Here is a 22,217-nt window from a genome sequence, read left to right as displayed (position 1 = left end):
CCCAAGCAGGCTCTTATCTTTGTTGACTTACTCCTGACCTAGGCGGCTGATGAAATACTGTTTACTCCTTTTGCTGCTCCTGCATGGCCTTTGGGCGCAGGCGGTGCAGCTTACTTTCCGCGTGAATATGCGCGGGCAAACCGTGGCCGCGAGCGGCGTGCACGTGGCCGGTAACTTTCAGGCGGCGGCAGGTTTTGGCTCCGACTGGAACCCCGCCACTACCCGCCTCACCGACGCTGACAACGACCAGATTTACGAGGCTACCGTTGACGTGCCCGCGGGCCAGTACCTCTACAAGTTTGTGAACGGCAACAGCTGGAGCGGCGCCGAGCAGCCCAGCGCGGCCTGCGGCGTGGCCGATGGTTCGGGCAACGTCAACCGCCAGGTTTCCCTAGGTAGCACGGCCTACCGGCTGCCGGCGGTGCCATTCAGTGGGTGCGCCACGCTGGTGCAATTTCAGGTGAACATGCGCGGCCAAACCGTAACGCGGGCCGGCGTGCACGTGGTGGGCAACTTTCAGACGCTGGCGGGCTACAGCACCAACTGGGACCCCACCAGCATACCGCTAACCGATAACAACGGCGACGGTATTTACGAAGCGCAGGTAGCCCTGCCGGCTCCTATGCGTTTTCAGTACCGTTTCGTGAACGGCGCTACGCTGGCCGGTGCCGAGCAGGTGCCCGCCGCCTGCGGCATTGATGATGGCACCGGCACTTTGGCCCGCGTTTTTGATGCTACGGCCGCCGTAAACACCATTCCGCCTGCGTGCTTCGGCACCTGCCAGGATTGTGGAGCCTCGCCCACCGGCTACACCACCCACTGGTGGAACGACGCCGTGTTCTACGAAATCTTTGTGCGCAGCTTCTACGACTCGAACGCCGATGGCAAGGGCGACTTTGCCGGCCTTACGCAGAAGCTCGATTACCTGAACGACGGCAACCCCAATACCACCACCGACCTGGGCATTACGGGCATTTGGCTGATGCCCATGATGGAGTCGCCGAGCTACCACGGCTACGACGTAACCAACTACAAAGCCACCGAGCCCGACTACGGCACCATGGCCGAGTTTGAGGCGTTTTTGGCCGCTGCCCACGCCCGTGGCATCAAGGTCATTATCGACCTGGTGCTGAACCACTCCTCCAACGAGCACCCCTGGTTCCGGCAGGCGGCCAACAGCGCCAGCAGCCCCTACCGCGACTGGTTCCGGTGGTCGGCCACCAACCCCGGCCTGGGCTGGCACGCCGCCAACGGCAGCTACTACTACGCTTACTTCTGGAGCGGCATGCCCGACCTGAACTGGCGCAACGCCCAGCTGCGCGCGGCCATGTGGGATGCCTCACGTTTTTGGCTGAAGAAGGGCGTGGATGGCTACCGCCTCGATGCCGTGAAGTACTTGGTGGAAAACGGCAGCACCATCGAAAACACGCCCGAAACCTTTGGGGTACTGGAGGAATTTCACGACTCGGTGCGGGCCGTAAACCAGGCGGCTTTTACCGTGGGCGAGGCGTGGTCGACCACGCCGCAAGTGGTGCCTTACGTGGTGAACAACCGCCTCGATGCCTGCTTTGAGTTTGATTTGCAGGGAGCCATTATCAGCAGCCTGAGCAGCGGCAACCCGGCCGCGTTGCGCACGCAGCTGGAGCTGGTCGACCGTAGCTACCCCAAGCTGCAGTACGCCACCTTCCTGAGCAACCACGACCAGAACCGCGTGCTTGGCACCCTAGGTGGCGGCATGGCCCGCATGAAGCAGGCAGCCGCCTTGTACCTCACCATGCCCGGCGTGCCCTTCCTGTACTACGGCGAAGAGGTAGGCATGCTCGGTGCCGGCGCCGACGAGGAAAAGCGCAAGCCCATGCAGTGGACGGCCGGCTCGAACGCAGGCTTTACCGGCGGCACGCCGTGGCGCAGCCTCAACAGCAATTACGCGCAGTTCAACGTGGCCACGCAGCAGGCCGATGCCGGTTCGTTGCTCAACCACTACAAGCAGCTCATTCGGCTGCGCAATACTCACGAGGCGCTGCGCAAGGGCTATTTGCTGCCGGTTACGGCTTCGGCCAGCTCGGTGCTGGGCTATGCTCGCGTGCACAACCAAGAGGCGGTGCTGACGGTAGCCAACCTGGGCAGCGCGGCCGCCAGCAACACGGCGCTTTCGGTGCAACTTTCCACGCTGGCGGCGGGCAATTACCAGGTTACCGATTTGCTTACAGGGCAAGCAGCGGGCATGGTTACCCTCGATGCACAGGGTGGCTTTAGCAACTGGCGCGTGGGGCTGCCTGCTTTGGGCGCGAACCAAACGTGGGTGCTGCGTCTGTCACCAGCTCAGCCTACACCGGTAAGGGCTGGTAAAGCTGATTTCAGCCCTAGGTTGTACCCCAACCCGGCAAGCCAGGCAGTACGCTTGGAGCTGCCCGGCAAGCCCACCGGCGAAACGCAGTTGCGCGTGTATGATCTGCAGGGCCGTTTGGTGCAAACTGTATCGTTCAACGGCAACGGCTATCAGCTGGATACCAACGCCTGGGCCAACGGCACTTATTTGCTGCGGGTGCAGTCGGGTACCGCGGTTTCGGTGCAACGACTGGTGGTGGCGCACTAATTGGCGCTTTTCCCTAGGTTGATTTTGAGCGAACAGCCCCGGTTGCGATCTGAAGCTGGGGCTGTTTTCTTTTTGAGGTTAATAATTACGTTTAAACGTCCTGCTGAGCTCCGCCGACGCCTCACCTCCGCCTCGTTGCGCGGTGTAGCACGGACTTGGCTACGCCGACTTTCAGTTCAGTCCGCATTTGCCAGAACGAACGGCGCTACTGCAGCGCGGACTTTGTAGTCCGCGTCCACAGATAGTAACTTCTTATCAACTGAACGATTGAGAAATGTATCTGCGGGCTGCGGACTACAAAGTCCGCGCTACACCGCGCAACGAGGCGTCGGCATGCTCAGCAGGACGGCCTAGGGAGAAAGTTCAAGCGGCCAATCAACCACCCCTAGCCCCTCCTTAGAAGGAGGGGAACTAGTTTTTTTATAGCCTTATCCACGGCTGGGTTTAGCTTGTAGCTAGCCGTAGCCCGGGTGTTGGTTTTGTTACCTCTGATCTACCTAGGTAGGTAGATGCGGAAGGTGGTGCCTTCGCCTACGGTGCTATCAACTTCGACGTGGCCGCCGGCTTGGTGCACCAAGCGGTTTACCAGGTACAGGCCCATGCCCGAGCCAACTACCTCGGGGTGGAAGCGGCGGAAAAGCTGGAATAGCTCGTGGCCATGGCGCTGCAGGTTGATGCCGCGGCCGTTATCCTGCACGCGCAGCACTACTTGGTCGCCGTTGGGTTGGGTGCTTAGGTGCACGCGGGGCGGGCGCTCGGGGTGGGCGTATTTGATGGCGTTGCTCAGCAGGTTGTAGAGCATGCTGTGCAGGCCGGGGCGGGCCATACGCAAGGTGGGCGCGGCGGCAAAGTCGAGGCTGAACTGGGCCGCTACTTCGTCGGAGCGCTGCAGGCTGCGGATGATTTCTTCGCACACGGGCTGCAGCACAATTTCTTCGGCGGGCACGCGCTCCAGCTGGCGTTGGAGCTGTACTACCTCGCTAAGGCCGCTAATGGTAGCTAAAATTTGCTGCAGCGCGTCCTCAAACATCTGCATCATGGGCTCGGCCTCGGGGTCGTGGAAGGAGGCCACGCGTTTCAGCTCGCCAAACAAGCCCGCCATGTTGTTGATGGGCTGCTTGAGGTCGTGCGAGGCGGTGTACACAAAGCTGTCGAGGTCGGCGTTGATGCGCGTGAGCTGTTCGTTTTTGGTGGTTAGCAGCTCGTTGGCGCGGGCCAGCTGCTCGCGCTGTTCTTCGGCCTGGGCTTTGGCGCGCAGCAGCTCCTGCTCGTACTTGCGCCGCTCCGTGATGTCGAAAAAAGTAAAGCGCAGCACCAAGGGGTTCCCGTCGGAATCGCGACGTAGCTCGGCGTTCATGAGCACGGGCAGCGTTGCACCGTTTTTGCACCGCAGCGTGTAACTGATTTCGCGTACCCGATCGAGCAGCAGCAACATGGGCGCGCAGTGGGTTTCGTAGTGCAGCCGGCTGCCCACCGTGAGCAGCTGCTGCAAGCCTTGGCTGGCCACCAGCTCGGGCCGGGTATAACCCAGCCAATGCAGCAATGTGTGGTTGAGCTTGACCAGCGTACCATCGGGCAGGCACGAGCAATAGCCGCAGGGAGCATTCTCGTATAAGTCGTCGAGATTTTCCTGCGTCAGGCGCAAGTCCAGCTCGGGCAGCTCGTCGTCGGGTTGGCTCATACCAAATGCATACGCTCGGCAGCCAAATAATTTTCAATGACGGCGATGGTAGCCTCCGGGGCGCTTAGGTGCGGGCAATGGCCCGAGGTATCGAGCAGTACCAGTTGGCTGCTGGGTATGTGCTGCTGCATGTAGCTGCCTACCGTGCGGGGGGCTATGGCATCGTGGGCACTCTGCAAAATGAGCGTGGGCACCTGCACCCTGGGTAAATCGGCGCGGTTATCCGACAGGAATGTGACGCGGGCGAAGTGGCGGGCAATTTCGGGGTCGGTGCTGCAAAAGCTGTCGTTAAGCTCCTCGGTTAGCTCGGGCCGCTCGGGGTTGCCCATGATGACCGGCGTAATTGCCCCCGACCAGCCCAGGTAGTTGCTGTCCATGGCCTCGAGCAGCTCCTCGATATCGGCCCGCTCGAAGCCGCCTTGGTAGCCATGGTCGTTGATGTAGCGCGGCGAAGGCCCCACCAGCACCAAACGGGCAAACCGTTCGGGCTGCTTGTTAGCCGCCAGCACCCCAATCATGGCGCTAACCGAATGGCCTACAAACACTACTTCGCGCAGGCCAAGCGCCTCGATAACCGCAAGCACATCGAGGGCGTGGCCGTCGAGAGTGCGGTAGCGCTCGGGGTCGTAAGCGCTCAGGTCCGATTGCCCCGCTCCTACCAAATCGAGCAGCACCACGCGGTAGTCGGCCTCGAAAGCCGGCGCCACCAGCCGCCACATGCGCTGGTCGCAGCCGAAGCCGTGCACGAACACCATAGGTTGCTTATCAGCAGCACCCGATACCGTAACGTTGTTGCGCTTAAGAACTTCCATATCGTTGTGACACTAGCCCAAGGCTTATTGCAGGCAAGAAGGCCGTGCTATCGACCTTTTGCAGTCATTTCGCCTCTCTAATGTAGCACTTACAAAGATTCTGCCCCATGCGCCTGCCCTGTATTGCGGGTTTATACTGGCTGCGCAGGCAGGGGTATGCGGTAAGCCCACATACTGGCCGCCGCGCCCGTGCTTTGCAGATGGTTTCGGCATAAATACCCAGGGCAGAAAGAGCAAACACGCACCTTGATTTTCAGCATTTAAACGCTTACATCCTCATTTTCAGTGCCGTAGCTTTGCAAATAAGAACCTGATCGAAGCTAGAGCGCAAAGCGACCCGCGAGAGCAAATCCTCTTTCGTTGCGAACAACCAAAACCCTTCCCCGGCCATGAGAATCATTCAACAGGAATTCCTGCCCAACCGGCAGAATGCCTCCAACATTGCGTCGGTTGATCTGGACGCGGTACCCGCCGTACAGGTGGTGCGGGCGCTGGAGCGCTGCGCGCAAGAGCCGCGCCCCTTGCTGTTAGTTGATGCCGCCAACTTGCAGTGCCTGCGCACCCTTGGCGTAAGCCACGTGGTATCGGAACTGCTGGTGCTGCGCCAATCGGGCGCCGATGTGTGGCTGCGCAACGCCAGCCCGGCCCTTCGCAGGTGCCTGCAGCTGCTGAAGCTCGATGCTGTGTTTCACTTACATGCCGAGCACGAGGCGCCCAAGCTCAGCTCGGCTGGGTAGGCTGCCCGTACCCTTACTGACCACGTCGGTAATTACCTAGGGCCTGGCCGAAACATCGGCCAGGCCTGTTTGTTATGCGGCGTTGGCTGCTTGGGCTGCGAGTTGCGTACAATGCTGGTCGCCTTGGTTGGCCTTGGTGGAGCTTACGTCGAACCTAACCGCTACGCCATGTTCGAGCAGGTAGATTGGCACAGCATGTTCGTGCCGAAAATACCCATCCTGGAAATCTTCGTTCGGGGTACCCTTATTTACCTCGGGTTGTTTTTGCTGATGCGCGTAATTCTGAAGCGCGAATCGGGTACGCTGGGCATCAGCGACATGCTGCTGGTGGTGCTGATTGCCGACGCCTCGCAGAACGGCATGACCCACGATTACACCTCCGTTACGGAGGGCCTGATTCTGGTAGTCACCATCATTGCTTGGAGCTACGTGCTCAACTGGTTGGGCTTTCACTTTCCTATGTTTCAGCGGCTGCTGAAGCCCGGCAAACTGCTGCTGGTAAAAGACGGCGTGATGCTGCGCGAAAACATGCGCAAGGAGCTCATCACGCACAGCGAGCTGATGAGCGAAGTGCGCGCCAACGGCATTGCCGATTTAACGACCATACGCGAAGCCTACATGGAGCCCTCAGGGCGCATCAGCATTATTTGCGAAGATGAAAAACCCGCCCAAGCCGCCGAAGAGAAGAAGGTCTTCTGACTGATTGACAGAACCTTAAATTCAGTAACCCAAAAAACAAAACGCCCCTCCGGCCGTCTGCCGAGGGGGCGTTTTTAATTGATTCGGCGCCACACGTAGTACCACACCAGAAACTACGCGAGTTGCCGCATTAAGGCGCCGAACCACACTAGCTTAAACGTTGGTGGGAGCAGCGAGTAGGGCCGGTAACTACGGGATTTGGGCTGCGCGATGCCGGTAATTTGGCGTACGTATTTTGTGCCGCCTGCCTTGCCCTAGGTACCAATACGTAGGCCCGAGTAAAGCACCTAGGCAGCTTGTGCCGGCTGTTGCTTGCGGCCGGCCGGCGCGGGTGCGTACACCAGCACGTGCGCCGGGGGCAGGTTCAGGAGCACGTGCTCGTGGCTAACCGGCCGGAAAAACCGCTCAAACAAGCGCTTGTTGCGCATGGAGTACTGAAACAGCACCAGCTTGCCGTCGGGCTCGAGCAGTTGCTGGGTATGCTCCAGAATGCGCCAGCCCAAGCGCCGCGAGAGCGACGAGAACGGCAGGCCGCACACCACACAATCGACTTGCTTAACCCCCAGCGGCTGCAGGTACTCGGCAGTTTTATCGGCCGAGCCGTGAACGACGTGCACGTTTTCGTGCTGGGCGTAGCGCTGGCGCAGCAATTCGCTGAAGCGGCGGTTTACCTCAACCAGCACCACCACGGTTTCGGGGCGCCGGCGTTTCAGCAGGGCCTCGGTAAATACCCCCGTGCCGGGGCCGTACTCCACAATGCAGTTGGCAGTAGCAAAATCGATGGGGGCCATAACCTGCTCGGTTAGCTCGCGCGAGCTGGGCACCATTGAGCCCACCGTGGCCGGGTTGCGGATAAATTCTTCGAGAAACGAGCCCATAGGCCTACAAAATTTGATGCGGATGGTTGCTAATTGTACGGCGGGTATTGCCCTAGGTAGCATTGGTTGGCGCAAAGCCGAGCTATTCGCCTGCCTGCTGCCGACACGTACCTAGGCTCTGGCCGAGCCCAAAAACCGCCGCAGGTACGGCGCCGTGCGGCTTTGCTTGTGCCGGGCTACCTCGGCGGGCGGGCCGGCAGCTACCACGTGCCCGCCTTCGTCGCCGGCACCGGGGCCCATGTCAATAACCCAGTCGCTGCCGGCTACCACGCGCATGTCGTGCTCCACTACCACCACGGTGTTGCCGGCTTCTACCAGGCCCTCGAGCTGCACCAGCAGCTTCTCCACATCGGAGGGGTGCAGGCCGGTGGTGGGTTCATCGAGCACGTACAGGGTGTTGCCGCGGCCTTGGCGCTGCAGCTCCGTGGCCAGCTTAATGCGCTGCGCCTCGCCGCCCGAAAGCTCGGTGGCCGGCTGCCCCAGGCGCAGGTAGCCCAGGCCTACTTCGCGCAGCACGGTAAGCGCGCGGTGCACGGCGGGCTCCTCGTCGAAAAACTCCCAAGCGGCGTCCACCGTCAGGCCCAGCACCTCGGCTATGTTCTTGTCGCGGTAAGTTATTTCGAGGGTTTTGGCGTTGTAGCGGGCGCCGTGGCAAACGGGGCACGGCGCGTACACGCTCGGCAAAAACAGCAGCTCCACCATCACGAAGCCTTCGCCCTGGCAATTTTCGCAGCGGCCTTTGGCAACGTTGAAGGAAAACCGGCCGGCATCGTAGCGGCGCTTGCGGGCCGCGGGTGTGGCGGCAAAAAGCTTGCGCACGTGGTCGAACAGGCCGGTGTACGTGGCCATGTTGGAGCGCGGCGTGCGGCCAATGGGTTTCTGATCGACGCGCACCAGGCGCCTGATGTGCTCGAGGCCGCTGACGATGCGGCCGCCGGTGGTTACGGGGGCCGTACGCTCCAGCGGGTCGCCTTCCTGCTCTTCTTCGGCCTCTACCTCCTGCCCTAGGTGCTCGGCCACCAGCTCCACCAGCACTTGGCTTACCAAGCTCGATTTGCCTGAGCCCGACACGCCCGTTACGGTCGTCATCACGCCGAGCGGTATAGCCACATCAAGCGCTTGCAGGTTGTTGCGCGTGATGCCCGCTAGCTGCAGCCACCCCGCCGAGGTGCGTGGCGCCCTAGGTGCCCGACTGTCGGTTTCGGCAAACAGGTAGCGGCGCGTTTGCGAAGCCTGCACTTGTGCCAGGCCAGCCGGAGCACCGCTGTAGAGCACCTCGCCGCCCTTTTCGCCCGCGGCGGGGCCCACATCCACCAGCCAATCGGCCTGCCGAATTACGTCGAGGTTGTGCTCGACTACGAACAGCGAGTTGCCGGCTTGCTTGAGGCTGTGGAGGGCTTTGAGCAGAGCCTCGGTGTCGGAGGGATGCAGGCCGGCGGAAGGCTCATCAAGCACGTACACCACCCCGAATAGGTTGGAGTACAGTTGCGTGGCCAGCCGCAGGCGCTGCAGCTCGCCCGGCGACAACGTGGGTGTGCTGCGCTCCAGGGAAAGGTAGCCCAGCCCTAGGTCGAGCAGCACCCGCAGGCGCGCCACCAAGTCGTGGGCGATGCGTTGGGCCACAATGGCCTGTTCGGGGTGCTCGGCATCGTGGCGTTTGCGGCCTTTGGCGGTGCCCTCGGCAAATGGCTGCAGCAAGGCCGCCACGCGCTTGAGCGGCAGCGCGGCCATCTCGGCAATATCGAGCCCGGCAAACGTAACCGACAACGACTCGGGCCGCAGGCGCTTGCCGTGGCACAAGGGGCACTCGGTGCTGAGCATGTATTGCAAAGCCCGCTTTTTCATGAGGGGGCTTTGGGTGTTAGCGAAGGTATGCAGCACGTGGCGCCGGGCGCTGCTGAAGGTGCCCATGTAGTTGGGCGGCTCCTTGCGCTTGAGGGCGCGTTGGGTTTCGGCGGGCGAGTAGCCGGGGTACACGGGCACCACGGGCTGTTCCTCGGTAAACAATATCCAGTCGCGCTGCTCCTGCGGCAGCTCCTGCCACGGAATGTCGACATCGTAACCTAGGGTCACGAGAATGTCGCGCTGGTTTTGCCCGCCCCAGGCTTGCGGCCACGCGGCAATGGCCCGCTCGCGGATGGTCAGCGAGGGGTCGGGCACCATGCTCTGCTCCGTTACCTCGTAAATCCGACCCAGGCCGTGGCAGGTGGGGCAAGCCCCCTCGGGCGTGTTCGATGAAAACGCTTCGGCGTAGATGATGCCCTGCCCGGTGGGGTAGTCGCCGGCGCGCGAGTACAGCATGCGTAGCAGGTTGGAAAGCGTGGTCACTGAGCCCACCGAGGAGCGCGTGGTGGGTGTGCCGCGCTGCTGCTGCAGGGCCACGGCGGGCGGCAAACCATCGATGCTATCGACCTCGGGCACGGCCATTTGGTGGAACAGCCGCCGCGCGTACGGCGACACCGACTCGAGGTAGCGGCGCTGCGCCTCGGCGTAGAGCGTACCAAATGCCAGCGACGATTTACCCGAGCCCGACACGCCGGTAAACACCACCAGCGCATCGCGCGGAATCTCGAGGTCTACGTTTTTGAGGTTGTGCTCACGGGCGCCGCGCACGTGCACGAAGCCGGTGAAATCAGGAGCTGCCGAAGCAGGTGGGGTGTGTTGTGCCATGTGTCTGATGCGCGGCCAAAGCTAGGCAATGGCCAACACCGCACTCATACGTAGCTACGGCCCCGATTAGCTGGAACAGCTGCTTGCCAAGGCTGTGCGTGGCTACGGGATTAGGCCCATTTGCGCGGCTTGATGCGGCGCTGTACACGCAGCCACAAGCTCGGGCGTGTGGCAAAAGGTTACCTACAATTCACCTGCAGGTGCGCATCCATCCTCGCGCAATGCCGTTACTTTGCACCGGCAACGCGCAGGTAGCAGCTGGTTGATTGAGGCGCCGCACCGCTTGCCCCTCTCCCACCGGCTTATTCTGCCACCCACCTAGCCGGCCTTTTTGCCCCAGGCATTTCTTGGTGCAGCATCCGTTTCGGCTTACCCCGCCCAAAGTGCCGCCGGCATTTTCCTAGGTACTTTCTCCATGACGAAGCAACGATACTTTTCGCTTATCCTCATCCTGGGCAGCCTCTCTGCCCTAGGTCCGTTCACTATTGATATGTACCTGCCGGGCTTCCCGGCCATTGCCAAGGATTTGCAGACCACGCCCGCCCGGGTAGCGCTGTCGCTTTCGAGCTACTTTATCGGCATTTCGGCGGGGCAGCTGCTCTATGGGCCGCTCCTCGACCGGTTCGGGCGCAAAAAGCCGCTTTACATTGGCTTGGCGGTGTACATCATCAGCTCCATTGCCTGCGCCGCCGTTCACTCCATCGATTCGCTTATCGCCTTGCGCTTTTTTCAGGCGGTGGGCAGCTGCGCGGCAGCGGTAGCCTGCATGGCCATGGTGCGCGACCTGTTTCCGGTGCAGGATACCGCCAAGGTGTTTGCCTTGCTGCTGCTGGTGGTGGGCCTCTCGCCCATGCTGGCGCCTACCGTGGGCGGCTACGTTACGGCGGCATTTGGTTGGCAAGGGGTCTTCGGCACGCTTGCCCTCATGGGCGTGGCGCTGCTGCTCGCTTGCTTGTTGTGGTTGCCCGAGTCGTACCAGCCCAATCCCAATTTGTCGCTGAAACCCAGGCCCATCCTCACCAATTTTTGGCGGGTGCTGCGCGACCCCAGCTTCTACACCTACACCTTCACGGGGGCGTTGTCGTTCTGCGGGTTGTTCGTGTACGTGGCCGATTCGCCGCTGGTGTTCATGGATATATTCGGCGTCGACAGCAAAGTGTACGGCTGGATTTTCGCCTTCCTATCCATTGGCCTCATTGGCGCCAGCCAGGTAAACAGCGTGCTGCTGCGCCGCTTCCGGAGCGAGCAACTGGTGTATGGCGCGTTGTGCTGCCAGGTAGCTACCAGCGTGGTGTTTTTGGTGCTCACGGTAAACGGACTGATCGGCCTCTACGGCACCATCGCGCTGCTCTTCGTTTTTCTGTGCTGCCTGGGTTTCAGCAGCCCCAACACGGCGGCTTTGTCGTTGGCCCCGTTCAGCCAAAACGCCGGCAGCGCCTCCTCACTGATGGGCGCCATTCGGATGGGCATTGGCGCTATGGCCTCGGCGGCCGTTAGCGTGTTCAACAACCACACGGCCGTGCCCATGGTGGCCATCATGATGGTAACCTCGGTAGTTGCCTTGCTGATTTTGCTGGTGGGCCGTCGCAATGTTACGCCCATGCCCGCTACGGCCGAGGCCGCGGTGGCTGAGCCGGTGCATTAAGCCCTAGGTGTCGTTTATTAAGACTCCGCTGAGAAGCACTGGGTGTGCTTCGCTTCTATTCATCTACCCTACGCATACACTCCGAGTTGATACAGTAACGTAACCCGTGTGGCTCCGGCCCATCGGGGAATACGTGCCCTAGGTGACAATCGCACACGTTGCAGCGCACCTCCATGCGCTGCATGTGGTGGCTGTCGTCGAAGGCGTATTTGACGGCGTTTTTGGCAGCGGGCTGCGTGAAGCTGGGCCACCCCGAAATAGCGTGGTACTTGGTAGCCGAATCGAACAGCCGGCTGCCGCAGCCGATGCACACGTACACGCCCGGCTCATAGGAGCGGCAATACGCGTTGCGGTAGGGCGGCTCGGTGCCTTTTTCGCGGGCAATGTGGTACTGCGCCGGCGTAAGTTGCGCGCGCCACTCGGCATCGGTTTTCTCCACCCGCCGCGGCGGCTCGGGGTTGCTGTATTTGGCGTACTTAATAACGTCGGACCAACGAAGCATACTGCACAATACGGCTTAAAACCGCACGCGTAGCCCTATCCCTGCAACCCGGCCAGGGTTTGCTCTATTTCGGCAAATAGCGGCCGGCTAGTTACCGCGGGCTGCACGCAGCGCTGCTGCAAAGCACCTAGGTTCTGCAGTACCTCGGTGTGGTTGGAATCGGGGCAACGTTCCAGCAGCTCCTCTAGCAGGCAGCCAAATGCGCGGGCCTCTACCTGCTGTAGCGCTTGGGCAGTGGCTTCGTCGGAGGGGTCGAAAAAGCAGGCGGCGCCAAAGTCGCCGAGCAGGCATTCGCCGCCTTCGGCTACCAAAATGTTGTGGGCGTATAAGTCGCCGTGCAAGATGCCGCGGCTGTGCAAGTGCCGCACCGCCGAAGCAATACCTAGGGCGATGCGCAGCACCTCGGGCAACGAGAAGCGGGTGCCGGCAGCGTACACATCGCGGGTGCAGGTGGCAAAGCTGGGCGGCCCGGCCAGGTTGCCAAACCTTGGCTCGATGAGCTGCAAAACCAGCCCTTCGGCACCGGCGGGGTGCTGCTGAATTTTACCGGCCACGGCAATCAGGTTGGGATGCGCCCCGGCGCTGATGCAGGCGGCCATTTCGCTGTGCGGCAGCCCGTCGCTCGTAACGGCGCCTTTGAACAGCTTCACGGCTACTTCGGCCTGGGGCGCAGGCAGCTCGGGCTGCCAACGCGCCCGGTGGATGATGCCCGAAGCGCCTTCGCCCAGTTGCTGCTCGAGCTGCAACGTGGCCCAATCGATGCCGACGATGGGGCGCCGGGCCACGGCTGCCTCCTCAATGCGGTCGGCGAAGGGGTTGCCGGCGTAGGCCAGCCACGCAAGCCGGGGCATCTGCAACAGCCACTCGGGCAAGGCCTCGAAGCGGTTGGCGGCAATGCGCAGCAGCTCCAAGCCAGTGCATTGGGCGAGGGTTTCGGGCAGGTGCCGCAGGCGGTTGCCGGCCAGCATCAGCTTTTGCAGCTGGGTGCAATTGCCGATTTCCGCGGGCAGCTCCTCCAGCTCGTTGTCGGTCAGAATCAGCCAACGCAGCTGCGGCGGCAAGGCGGCAGCCGGCAGCGTACGGATGCGGTTGGCCTTGAAGCCCACCATGCTCAGCTGCGGGCACTGGCCCAGCACCTCGGGCACGGCGGTAAATTGGTTGTCGGAGCAGAACAGGATGCGCAGCCGGTGCAGGCGCCCTAGGTCGGCGGGCAGCGCCGACAAGGCATTGCCCGACAGGTTGAGGATTTCGAGTGTGTCGGCTAGGTCAAAAATCTCGCGCGGAAACTCGGTGAGGCCACACGATAAATCGAGCCGGGTAGCGCCAGCCAGTTGCCCCGTGCGCAGCTGTTCGAGGGTATGCATGCCGCAAAGGTCGGCAATAGGCGGAGCATATCTTGCCAGCAACCCATCGGGCGGCGGCCACCTAGGCGCTTACTTCTCGAAGAACAAGCTGTAGATAACCCAGGCCGCGGCGAGCAGGCCCATCATGTACCACCCCCACTTGATGTATTTGTCATCGGGCGATTCGTCGCGGAGGGGTCGACGCTTTAATCCGGGAAACTTCATACCAGCGGGCGAACGGGTTCAGAGAGGTTGATTAAGCATACATACGTGCGCTGGGCCGGGCGGGTGGCCGGTGCACGCGGCGCAACTTATTGCCTGCTAACCTACAAAGGCCGCCCAAAGTTGGGCGAGCCATCGGGGTGCCACTCAAACGGCTTGGCCCTGATTTGCCGCGCCCAGCCGGCCTGGCTGCTGCGCGCGGCGTGGTAGATGATGTAGTGCTGCCCGTCAATCACCACAAACGAAGCGTGGCCCGGCCCGAAGATGGTATCGGTTTTCGAGAACACCGGCTGCGGCTCCTTGCGCCATGACGAGGGCTCGAGCGGGTAGCCGCCTAGGTAGGTAAGTTGGCCAAGGCAGTAATCGTCCGTCCAGCTGCCGCTGGCGGAGTAGATGATGAACGTGCGCCCTGCATGCTGCAGCACCTGCGGCCCCTCGTTTACGTGCGGATAGCCCTGCTTTTCCCAATCATGCTCGGGCCTCGAGATGCACACCCGGTCCGAAGCAATGGTGCAGGGGTTGCTCATGCGGGCGATGTAGATGTTCTGGCTGGTGTTGCTGAACCCCTCCCACCCCGACCACAGGAAGTACATTTCGCCCTCGAGCTGCAGCACCGTGCCGTCGATGGCCCAACGGTCGGTGGGCACCTCCAGCTTGCCCCGGAACGCGTACTCACCTAGGGCGTCGTCGGTGAGGCTTTCAAGGGCGTAGAGCCGTTCTTCGCCGTTGCGGGCATTGTAAAGCGCAAAGTAGATGTACCATTTGCCGTTGATGCGCTGCAGCTCGGGTGCCCAAATTTCGCGGTACTCGGGCACGGCGCCGTGGTTGCCGGGCCACACCTGCACCAACTCGGCAGTAGCCATTTCCGCGAGCCGCGAAAACCGGCTGATCAGGATCTTCTGCTTCAGCCGATCGACGGTGCAGTAGTACAGCTGATTTTCGTGCGAAATCACCCACGGATCTTCGCCATCGGGCACCAGCACGTGGGTTTGGTCGCCGCTGGGCGGCTGTGCCCGCGCCCGGGCCGTCATCACGTTTATTTCATCTACCGTCATGGGGGCCAGGTGCGCCTCCTGGTAAATGTGGTCGTCAGGCGTGTGCATGAGGTGGGTTTTGGGTAGAATGTAGGTTGAGCTGATGCTGTTTGCGTAAGGATATTGGAACGGTCATGCTGAGCCCCGCCGAAGCATCTCTACCGCTTCGTTGCACTCCTCATTGAACGTCATGCAAAGGCGTGAGCCGAACCGAAGGTCAGCGGAGCCAAGCATCTCGCGTGCTGATGGCAGGTAGTAATCACTATCCGGCGAGATGTCTCGCTTTGCTCTGCATGACGTTCTATTTGACCTAGGGTAATCGTTCCAGCGTCAGCCCAACGACCATCAACCACCCCGCCCTTCGGGCACCCCTCCTCAGAGGAGGAGGGGAACTAGCACCTGGCCTTAGCTATTAGCAGCTCTAGTAGCTCACACATACGCTAAGCTTCGCCCATCATCAGCCCTTCGATAGTATGCGCTTGCACGATGGGCTCGAGCTTATCAACTACGCGGCAGGTTAGGTGCTGGCGCAGGCTTTCGGGAAGGGCTTCGTAGTAGGCGCGCGTTACTTGCAGATCGTGGCGCTCGGCGTTGTTGGCGGTGGGGGCATCTACGCCTAGTACCAATGCCGGGCGCGGCGTATTGGAGATGTTGGCTGTGCCGCGGTGGATGGTAAGCGCCGAGCGGGCCGAGATGTCGCCCATCTGCGGCATTTTTTGCTGTGCTCTTTCCTCGTAGCGCGGGTACAACGACCTAGGCGGAAACATGCCGTGCTCGAAACCGTCGGGCAAGTCCCACTGGGTGCCCGGCGCCACCTCAAACGGCCCCATATCGGGCGTAACGTCGACGGTGGTAAGATTGAAAGCCAAGGAGTTGAGGCGCCGGCCCACAATAGTGTCGTCGGGGGCCGGAAAGTCGCGGTGCCAAGGTTGGTGTACGGCGCCGGGGTTGGGCACATCAAAGCCGATTTCCACGATTTTGTACTCGGGCCCAAGCACCGCTTCGCACACAGCCACCACCCACGGGTGCGTGCACAGCTCCACAAAGCCGCGGATGCCTTCCGGGTGAATTTCGACATAGTGGCGCTTGGGCCCGCGCCCTATGGCGCCGCCCGGGCGCTTCAGGGCATCTTGGTACAGCACGGCAATGTCTTCGCCTAGCTGCTGCGCCCACTCACGGCTGAAAGCACCCTTCAGGCCAATGATGCCGTCGCCGTACAGGCCGCCCATGATTTGGGCTATGTCGTAGCTGGTTTGGGTTTTACGCTCCTCTGCTATCATACTCCTGGTGTTTGGTGGCCGATGCTTGCGCCCTAGGTGGCTGCACTAGTTGCAGGGCAAAGAGGCAGCAAGCTTCTCTGCTGATAACGAAATTGGGCGGCAATGGGTGGCAACAGTGGAGCTTAGCACCGACCATTCCCGCCACTGTCATCGCGAAGAGGCACGACATTCCGCGCATCGAGCGGCGGCAATCGGTCCTGAGCAGGGCACAACCGTTCAGGTAGCACTTAGCGCAACCGACCTAGGGCGCCGCAGAACAATGTAGCGCGGACTTTGTAGTCCGCGTCCCCGGATAGTATTCTCAAGCGTTCAGCTGATTAGAGTTACTATCCGGGGACGCGGACTACAAAGTCCGCGCTACTTGGTTTTCGGTTGCTGCTCACCAAGGAGTTATGCCGCGAGAGGACCGATTGCCGCCGCTCGATGCGCGGAATGTCGTACCTCATCGCAATGACAGCTAAGGGAACGGTGCCTTAGGAGCTGCACGAAAGCGTAGCGCAGCCGGGCTTGGAGGCTGCCCAATCGGGGCGCATGGCGGCCAGGTCGTCGTGCTCGGGCTGCTCGGCGTAGGGCGTTTTCAGCACTTCCATCAAGCGGCTCAGCACCGATAGGTCGCCGGTTTCGGCGGCTTCGATAGCCTTCTGCGCCAAGTAATTACGCAGTACATACTTGGGATTGGCCGCCAACATGCTTTCGCGAATGGCCTCGGGTGTAATCGGCTCTTGGCGCAAGCGTTTTAGGTAGCGTTGCAGCCACTGCACCAGCACGATATGGCCGGCGTAACCGGGTTGGGCGTAGGAGTTGGCTTCTACAAACTCGAGCAGCTGGGTTTCTTCGTTGGCGGCATCGTGCAGCAGCTTGGGGGCCAGGTGCGAGAGGTTGCGGAAGAACAGCGTCATGTCCATCACGGCATCAACCAAAACCTGGTGCATATCCTCGATCAGCTGCTGATCGTCGGCGGTTTCGTGAGTTGTGAGGCCGAGCTTGCGCAGCATCATGGCCTGCATGGTTTCGGCCAAGGTAGTGCCGTAGAGGTCGAGGCCGGGGCGCAGCTGCTCGGGGTCGGCTACGAGGGGGGCAATGGCGCGGGCCAGCTGCACCAGGTTCCAGAGGGCCACTTGGGGCTGCTGCCCGAAGGCGTAGCGGCGGTAGCTGAAGTCGGTGGTGTTGGGCGTCCAGTCGGGTTCGTAAGGCTCGAGCCAGCCGTAAGGGCCGTAGTCGATGGTCAGGCCCAGAATGGACATGTTATCGGTGTTCATCACGCCGTGCACGAAGCCCACCGACATCCAGTGCGCAATCATGACGGCAGTGCGGCGGCTCACCTCCGCAAACCAGCGCAGGTACACCTCCGGCGACGGCTCGCCCAGCTCGGGGTAGTACCGGCGAATGACGTAATCGGCCAGTTCGCGCAGGTTGTCCATCTCGCCGTTGGCCGCAAAAATCTGGAAGTTGCCGAAGCGCACAAACGTAGGCGCTACGCGGGCCACAATGGCGCCGGGCTCCTCCTGCGGATTGCCGTTGTAGAACATGTCGCGCACCACTTTGGCGCCAGTGCCTACCAGGCTAAGGGCGCGGGTGGTGGGCACGCCCAGGTAGTGCATGGCCTCGCTGCACAAAAACTCGCGTAGGGAGGAGCGCAGCACGGCGCGGCCATCGGCGCGGCGCGAGTACGGCGTCATGCCAGCGCCTTTCAGCTGAATTTCCCAGGTGGTGCCGTCGGTGGCGCGCAGCTCGCCCAGCGAAATAGCGCGCCCGTCGCCCAACTGCCCGGCCCAACTGCCAAACTGGTGGCCGCCGTAGCGGGCGGCAAAAGGCTTCATGGTTTCGGTTACGCGGTTGCCGGCCAGCACCTCCACGGCAGGGCCGCGTTCGGCGGGCTTCTCGAGCCCTAGGTACCAGGCTAGGTCATCGGACCAAGCCAGCAGGTGCGGATCGGGTACGGGCGTGGGCTGCACGCGCGAGTAAGCAAAGCCGGGCACCTGGCGCGGCTGTTTATCAAATGTGGCCTCGCCGCGCAACTCCTCAACCAAGGAGTTTTCGAAGGTGGCCTGATCAATGGAAAACCTATTTGCTGACATACAGAAAAGCGCAAGGAGTAAGCGGCCGCCCTAGGTTTGACGCCGCAATGTCGGCAACACACGGTCGCTGCTCAGGATTCATTTACGGCAATGGGTGCTTGGTAAGTCGTACCTAGGAGCCGAAACACCAGCTGTTGCCTGACCTACAACGGGTTACCCACTGGGCATTGCTCGACTGTTGCAACAGGCTGCAAGGCACCTAGGGCAGCTGCGCGCAAACCTATTGCCGTGGTGCGGGTAATGATTGCATTACGCTGTTACTCTTGTGCTCCATGAAACGTTTGCTCCCGCTCATGTGCTGCTTGTTTGCGCTACCCGCCTACTCTACCCTAGGGCAGCGCCTGCAACCCGGTTTTGATAAAGCTGAGTACATCGAGCTGCTGCGGGTGTCGTCGCGGCAAGCGGGCGACTCGGTGTACTACGCCGGCGTGGCCGCGCCCAAGCAGTTCCGGCGGGTTTACCGCTCGCCCGTGGTGGGCCTCGATAACCGCTGGGACCTGTGGAGCAACGGCCGCGGCATGGTGGTGGTAAGCCTGCGGGGCACTACCCAAAACAACGAGAGCTGGCTCGAAAACTTTTACGCGGCCATGCTGCCCGCCAAAGGCGAGCTGCGGCTCAGCAAAGAGCGCGCGTTTCGGTACGAACTGGCCCGGCACCCGCAGGCGGCAGTGCACGCGGGCTGGCTGCTGGGCATGGCCTCGATGGCCGACGACATCGTGAGCAAAATCGACTCGTGCTACCGCCGCGGTTCCAAAGACGTGGTGGTGCTGGGGCACAGCCAAGGCGGAGCCATTGCCTACCTGCTTACCTCGCACCTGCGCAACCTGCAAAGCCGCGGCGAGCTGCCCGCCGATGTTCGCCTGAAAACTTACTGCAGCGCCGCGCCCAAACCCGGCAACTTGCAGTACGCCTACGAGTACGAGGCGCAAACCCACGGCCCCGATGGCGGCTGGGGCTTCAACGTGGTAAACGCCGCCGACTGGGTGCCAGAAACGCCCATTTCCATTCAAACCCTCACCGACTTCAACCCCACCAATCCGTTTGTGGGTGCCCGCGGCATCATTCGTAAGCAAACCCTGCCCAAGCGACTCGCGCTGGGCTACGTGTACCGGCAGCTCGATAAGCCCACGCGCAAGGCCCAGCGCAACTACCAGCGCTACCTAGGCACGTTTGCCTCGCGGCAAGTGCGCAAAACGTTGCCCGAATACCAACCGGGCACCTACTACGCCAGCAATAACTACGTGCGCACGGGCCGGCCGGTGGTGCTGCAGCCCACCGCCGAGTATTACCGCCGCTTCCCCGACGACCCCAAGCGCATATTCGGGCACCACTTGTTCTTGCCGTATATGTACCTAGCTGAAAAATTGCCCTAGGTCAGGGGTGCTGCCGTGGTTGCTGACAACGGCAAGCAAGCCGCGCAAGGCAAGCAACCTAGGGCACCAGCGTGGCGTGGCTTGAGCATCAACACCTTTAATACTAACTGTGTGCTGTTTGTTGCAGCAACGGCAGGCTACGCTCGCGCCACAGCTGCAGGTGGTGGGCCTCGTGGCCGGCGGTAATGTAGGCCAAGGCGCGCACCGTTACGGGCTGGTTGCTGGCTGTGCCCTTCTGTTCGTAAGCCTCTGGGCCAAACGACTCGAACAGGCCCAGGGTGGCGGCGCGCACGGCGTCGTACTCGGCTAGTAAGCTGGCGAGCGAGCGGGCATCGGCACCGGAGGTTACCACGTATTCGTCTTGCTCGAAACCGGGCAACGGCTGCTTGTCGCCGCGGCCTACGCGCAGGGCGCGATAAGCAAAAATGCGCTCCGTATCGATAACGTGCAGCAGCGTTTCCTTGATGCTCCACTTGCCGGGCGCGTAGCGCAGCAAGGCCTGCTCGTCGGTGAGGGTGCCAATCATTTGCTTCAGCTCGGTTTGCTGGTTGCGCAGCTGCTGCAACGGGTCGGTACCGTCCGGAATTAGGCTGATGTAACGCTGGTAGTAGGCGCCGTACTCGGTAGCGGCGGGGCGGATGGTGCGGTAGTTCATGGGCGCCAAGTTACAAGGCCAGTTGGGGAGTTTGCCGCTCCAGCTCGAGCAGCCATTTTTTGCGCCATAAACCTCCGCCGTAACCTGTGAGTTTGCCATCGGCCCCGATAACCCGGTGGCACGGAATGAGAATGGAAATGCGGTTCATGCCGTTGGCCGCGGCCACGGCGCGCACCGCACCCGGCTGCTCCAGGGCGTTGGCCTGCTGCTGGTACGCGCGCGTGCTGCCGTAGGCAATGGTTTGGAGTTGCGCCCACACGCGTTGCTGAAACGGCGTACCGGGCGCGTACAGCGGCACCGAAAAGGTGCGCCGCTGGCCGGCAAAGTACTCCTCCAGCTCGGCCTGCAAGACGGCAAAGTGTGGGTTCGGCCCCTGCACAATGGAGGCATTCAGTAGTTTGGCCAAGGCCTTCAGCTCGGTTTCGAGCATTTTGCGGTCGGTGAATTCGAGCAGGCATACCCCCTCCTCCACCGCGCAGGCAATCATGGGGCCCAGGGGCGTTTCGAAACGCAGCAGATCAATAACCCGCTGCTCGCGGCTGTTGGAAGGCGCCACGCCAAACACCGCCTTAAACGAATCCTGAAACCCGCTCAACGACTCGTAGCCGGCATCGAAAGCGGCAGCCGTTACCGACTCCCCTTCCTGTATTTTCTTGAATGCGGTATTAATGCGCACCATGCGTTGGTAGGCTTGAAACGTGAGGCCGTGATGCTTCAGAAACCAACGGCGCAACATGCTGGGCTCAAAGCCGCGGCTGCGCAGCTCCCGGTCGTTGATTTTGGCGGCGGGCTGGGCGTGTACTTCCTGCAGCAGCTCGCCGATAAAGGCCGGTGCCTCGCCGCGCTTGCCCAACGGCGTGCACACTTTGCAGGGCCGGTAGCCGCGCACCAAGGCCTCTTTGGTGGTGCCGTAAAACTCCACGTTTTCGGGCTTGGGTTTGCGGGCCGTGCAGGTAGGCCGGCAGAAAATGCCCGTGGTTTTCACGGCCGCGATAAACGTACCCTCGTAGGCTACATTCTTGGCAACCAAGGCGCGGTAGTATTCGTGAGTAAGCGCGGGGTCGGCAATCATCGGAACAAGGTTGCAAAGTTTTCTTCGGAGCGCAGTTTAGCCATGGCCGCTGCATGCACGCGCCCTAGGTGCTCAAAGGCAAAGTTGCCCATGCTGATGCGCCGCACCCCGGCTTGTTGCAGCTCGTCAAAGCTGGGCAAGTTGGGCAAGCACATCACGTTTAGGGGCAGCGACGTGGCGGCGGACAGTTCGCGCATATGCCCTAGGTCAGTCAGGCCTGGCACAAACAAACCATCGGCGCCGGCTTGCTCGTAGGCTTCGGCGCGTTGGCGGGTTTCGGCTAAGGGCTGGGCAGTGCCGAGCAGGTAAGTATCGGTGCGGGCATTAATGAACACGTCCGAGCCGCGCGCTGCCTGATGGCTTTTGAGTTGGTGCAGCAGCTCGGCAAACGCATCGGCGGGCACCAGTTGCCGTTGGCCGTTGCGCACCACCGAGTCTTCGATGTTGATGCCGACCACACCGAGTTCGGCGAGTTGGGCCACGTTGGCGCACACTTGCGCGGCGTCGCGGCTGTAGCCGGCTTCTACATCAACCGTAACGGGCACTTGCACGGCCTGGCAAATGCGCGCCACCACAAAACGCAAATCGGCAAAGGGCATTTGCTCGCCATCCGCGTAGCCCAGCGTGCTGGCAATGGCGGCGCTCGAAGTACCCACGGCCCGAAAGCCCAGCTCCTGGTAGGTGGCAGCGCTGCGGGCATCCCAGGCGTTGGGCAACAACAGGGGTTCGGCGTGGTGGTGCAGCTCCCGGAAAAGCTGCGCGTTGGGTGGTGTCATGCTCAAAGGATTTTGAGCGAAAGTAGACACGCTGCCCTAGGGCAGGCAACCGGAAATTGAACACCTATTTTTTTCAGGCCAGCTCCTGCTTTTTGATCTTGGCCTGCGCACCTAGGGCTTACTTCCGAAGCATTAGCCCGAAGAGCAAGGGCACAGGCGCTTGC

The 22,217-nt window shown here is 61.6% G+C and carries 18 protein-coding genes; 5 read left to right on the top strand and 13 right to left on the bottom strand.

The genetic code is table 11. The features are described from left to right. Window positions 1–49 precede the first annotated feature (49 nt). A complete protein-coding gene (locus ASU33_RS08600; protein WP_078062989.1) occupies window positions 50–2,596 on the top strand; it encodes an alpha-amylase family glycosyl hydrolase in 2,547 nt (848 codons plus the stop codon). A gap of 493 nt (window positions 2,597–3,089) precedes the next feature. Here the strand turns inward: ASU33_RS08600 and ASU33_RS08595 are convergent, their stop codons facing one another. Then, window positions 3,090–4,277 carry a sensor histidine kinase gene (locus ASU33_RS08595; RefSeq protein ID WP_059070208.1) on the bottom strand — a complete coding sequence of 396 codons (1,188 nt, stop codon included), beginning with the start codon at window positions 4,275–4,277 and terminating at the stop codon, window positions 3,090–3,092. Further along, window positions 4,274–5,089 carry an alpha/beta fold hydrolase gene (locus ASU33_RS08590; protein ID WP_059070205.1) on the bottom strand — a complete coding sequence of 272 codons (816 nt, stop codon included), beginning with the start codon at window positions 5,087–5,089 and terminating at the stop codon, window positions 4,274–4,276. The genes ASU33_RS08595 and ASU33_RS08590 overlap by 4 nt, the downstream gene beginning before the upstream one ends. 389 nt (window positions 5,090–5,478) lie before the next feature. On the opposite strand from ASU33_RS08590, the gene ASU33_RS08585 reads away from it, so the two are divergent. Both ASU33_RS08585 and ASU33_RS08580 read left to right on the top strand, forming a co-directional pair. Next, window positions 5,479–5,826, top strand: a complete 348-nt coding sequence (locus ASU33_RS08585; RefSeq protein WP_059070203.1) for an STAS domain-containing protein — start codon at window positions 5,479–5,481, stop codon at window positions 5,824–5,826. A 168-nt stretch (window positions 5,827–5,994) separates the two neighbouring features. After that, a complete protein-coding gene (locus ASU33_RS08580) occupies window positions 5,995–6,525 on the top strand; it encodes a DUF421 domain-containing protein (protein WP_059070766.1) in 531 nt (176 codons plus the stop codon). 287 nt (window positions 6,526–6,812) lie between these two features. Here the strand turns inward: ASU33_RS08580 and ASU33_RS08575 are convergent, their stop codons facing one another. Then, complete coding sequence (locus ASU33_RS08575) at window positions 6,813–7,403, bottom strand: class I SAM-dependent methyltransferase (protein WP_059070201.1); 591 nt, start codon at window positions 7,401–7,403, stop codon at window positions 6,813–6,815. Window positions 7,404–7,514: 111 nt separating this feature from the next. Then, window positions 7,515–10,073 carry an excinuclease ABC subunit UvrA gene (gene uvrA, locus ASU33_RS08570; RefSeq protein WP_059070199.1) on the bottom strand — a complete coding sequence of 853 codons (2,559 nt, stop codon included), beginning with the start codon at window positions 10,071–10,073 and terminating at the stop codon, window positions 7,515–7,517. A gap of 415 nt (window positions 10,074–10,488) precedes the next feature. Here uvrA and ASU33_RS08565 point away from each other — a divergent pair, with 415 nt between their 5' ends. Beyond that, on the top strand, window positions 10,489–11,718 hold the full coding sequence (locus ASU33_RS08565) for a multidrug effflux MFS transporter (protein ID WP_059070197.1): 1,230 nt from the start codon (window positions 10,489–10,491) through the stop codon (window positions 11,716–11,718). Between the two features lie 55 nt (window positions 11,719–11,773). Here the strand turns inward: ASU33_RS08565 and msrB are convergent, their stop codons facing one another. From msrB to ASU33_RS08540, 6 genes are all read right to left on the bottom strand, one after another. After that, entirely contained in the window at window positions 11,774–12,220 is a 447-nt protein-coding gene (msrB, locus tag ASU33_RS08560; RefSeq protein WP_059070195.1) for a peptide-methionine (R)-S-oxide reductase MsrB, read from the bottom strand. A 35-nt stretch (window positions 12,221–12,255) separates the two neighbouring features. Beyond that, the gene (locus tag ASU33_RS08555) at window positions 12,256–13,584 is read right to left on the bottom strand and encodes a protein kinase (RefSeq protein ID WP_059070193.1); all 1,329 of its coding nucleotides are present in this window, start codon (window positions 13,582–13,584) and stop codon (window positions 12,256–12,258) included. Window positions 13,585–13,653: 69 nt separating this feature from the next. Next, window positions 13,654–13,788: a hypothetical protein gene (locus tag ASU33_RS21790; protein ID WP_286130441.1), complete on the bottom strand. Its 135-nt coding sequence runs from the start codon at window positions 13,786–13,788 to the stop codon at window positions 13,654–13,656. 101 nt (window positions 13,789–13,889) lie between these two features. Continuing rightward, window positions 13,890–14,888: a glycoside hydrolase family 43 protein gene (locus ASU33_RS08550; protein ID WP_059070192.1), complete on the bottom strand. Its 999-nt coding sequence runs from the start codon at window positions 14,886–14,888 to the stop codon at window positions 13,890–13,892. Window positions 14,889–15,259: 371 nt separating this feature from the next. Beyond that, a complete protein-coding gene (locus tag ASU33_RS08545; protein ID WP_059070190.1) occupies window positions 15,260–16,099 on the bottom strand; it encodes a phytanoyl-CoA dioxygenase family protein in 840 nt (279 codons plus the stop codon). A 473-nt stretch (window positions 16,100–16,572) separates the two neighbouring features. After that, window positions 16,573–18,177: a protein adenylyltransferase SelO gene (locus tag ASU33_RS08540; RefSeq protein ID WP_059070188.1), complete on the bottom strand. Its 1,605-nt coding sequence runs from the start codon at window positions 18,175–18,177 to the stop codon at window positions 16,573–16,575. A 272-nt stretch (window positions 18,178–18,449) separates the two neighbouring features. On the opposite strand from ASU33_RS08540, the gene ASU33_RS08535 reads away from it, so the two are divergent. Next, complete coding sequence (locus ASU33_RS08535; RefSeq protein WP_059070185.1) at window positions 18,450–19,550, top strand: lipase family protein; 1,101 nt, start codon at window positions 18,450–18,452, stop codon at window positions 19,548–19,550. A 103-nt stretch (window positions 19,551–19,653) separates the two neighbouring features. Here the strand turns inward: ASU33_RS08535 and ASU33_RS08530 are convergent, their stop codons facing one another. The 3 genes from ASU33_RS08530 to ASU33_RS08520 are packed head-to-tail and all read right to left on the bottom strand — an operon-like array spanning window position 19,654 to window position 22,053. Further along, the gene (locus tag ASU33_RS08530) at window positions 19,654–20,205 is read right to left on the bottom strand and encodes a DinB family protein (protein ID WP_059070184.1); all 552 of its coding nucleotides are present in this window, start codon (window positions 20,203–20,205) and stop codon (window positions 19,654–19,656) included. 10 nt (window positions 20,206–20,215) lie between these two features. Then, the gene (locus ASU33_RS08525) at window positions 20,216–21,277 is read right to left on the bottom strand and encodes a bifunctional transcriptional activator/DNA repair enzyme AdaA (protein WP_059070182.1); all 1,062 of its coding nucleotides are present in this window, start codon (window positions 21,275–21,277) and stop codon (window positions 20,216–20,218) included. Continuing rightward, window positions 21,274–22,053 (bottom strand): isocitrate lyase/PEP mutase family protein, encoded by a 780-nt coding sequence (locus ASU33_RS08520; RefSeq protein ID WP_059070180.1) that lies wholly within the window; start codon window positions 22,051–22,053, stop codon window positions 21,274–21,276. The genes ASU33_RS08525 and ASU33_RS08520 overlap by 4 nt, the downstream gene beginning before the upstream one ends. Window positions 22,054–22,217 lie beyond the last annotated feature (164 nt).

The sequence above is a fragment of the Solirubrum puertoriconensis genome, from assembly GCF_001483135.1.
GTDB lineage: Bacteria > Bacteroidota > Bacteroidia > Cytophagales > Hymenobacteraceae > Solirubrum > Solirubrum puertoriconensis.
Note: the sequence above shows the minus strand (reverse complement) of the source record. Positions and strands in the feature narration are given on the sequence as shown.

Coding starts and splice junctions, on each gene's coding strand:
- ASU33_RS08580 (WP_059070766.1), top strand. CDS start 5,995: ATGTTCGAGCAGGTAGATTGGCACAGCATGTTCGTGCCGAAAATACCC.
- ASU33_RS08520 (WP_059070180.1), bottom strand. CDS start 22,053: ATGACACCACCCAACGCGCAGCTTTTCCGGGAGCTGCACCACCACGCC.
- ASU33_RS21790 (WP_286130441.1), bottom strand. CDS start 13,788: ATGAAGTTTCCCGGATTAAAGCGTCGACCCCTCCGCGACGAATCGCCC.
- ASU33_RS08565 (WP_059070197.1), top strand. CDS start 10,489: ATGACGAAGCAACGATACTTTTCGCTTATCCTCATCCTGGGCAGCCTC.
- ASU33_RS08575 (WP_059070201.1), bottom strand. CDS start 7,403: ATGGGCTCGTTTCTCGAAGAATTTATCCGCAACCCGGCCACGGTGGGC.
- ASU33_RS08525 (WP_059070182.1), bottom strand. CDS start 21,277: ATGATTGCCGACCCCGCGCTTACTCACGAATACTACCGCGCCTTGGTT.
- ASU33_RS08600 (WP_078062989.1), top strand. CDS start 50: ATGAAATACTGTTTACTCCTTTTGCTGCTCCTGCATGGCCTTTGGGCG.
- ASU33_RS08555 (WP_059070193.1), bottom strand. CDS start 13,584: ATGCATACCCTCGAACAGCTGCGCACGGGGCAACTGGCTGGCGCTACC.
- ASU33_RS08535 (WP_059070185.1), top strand. CDS start 18,450: ATGAAACGTTTGCTCCCGCTCATGTGCTGCTTGTTTGCGCTACCCGCC.
- ASU33_RS08530 (WP_059070184.1), bottom strand. CDS start 20,205: ATGAACTACCGCACCATCCGCCCCGCCGCTACCGAGTACGGCGCCTAC.
- msrB (WP_059070195.1), bottom strand. CDS start 12,220: ATGCTTCGTTGGTCCGACGTTATTAAGTACGCCAAATACAGCAACCCC.
- uvrA (WP_059070199.1), bottom strand. CDS start 10,073: ATGGCACAACACACCCCACCTGCTTCGGCAGCTCCTGATTTCACCGGC.
- ASU33_RS08545 (WP_059070190.1), bottom strand. CDS start 16,099: ATGATAGCAGAGGAGCGTAAAACCCAAACCAGCTACGACATAGCCCAA.
- ASU33_RS08595 (WP_059070208.1), bottom strand. CDS start 4,277: ATGAGCCAACCCGACGACGAGCTGCCCGAGCTGGACTTGCGCCTGACG.
- ASU33_RS08550 (WP_059070192.1), bottom strand. CDS start 14,888: ATGCACACGCCTGACGACCACATTTACCAGGAGGCGCACCTGGCCCCC.
- ASU33_RS08540 (WP_059070188.1), bottom strand. CDS start 18,177: ATGTCAGCAAATAGGTTTTCCATTGATCAGGCCACCTTCGAAAACTCC.
- ASU33_RS08585 (WP_059070203.1), top strand. CDS start 5,479: ATGAGAATCATTCAACAGGAATTCCTGCCCAACCGGCAGAATGCCTCC.
- ASU33_RS08590 (WP_059070205.1), bottom strand. CDS start 5,089: ATGGAAGTTCTTAAGCGCAACAACGTTACGGTATCGGGTGCTGCTGAT.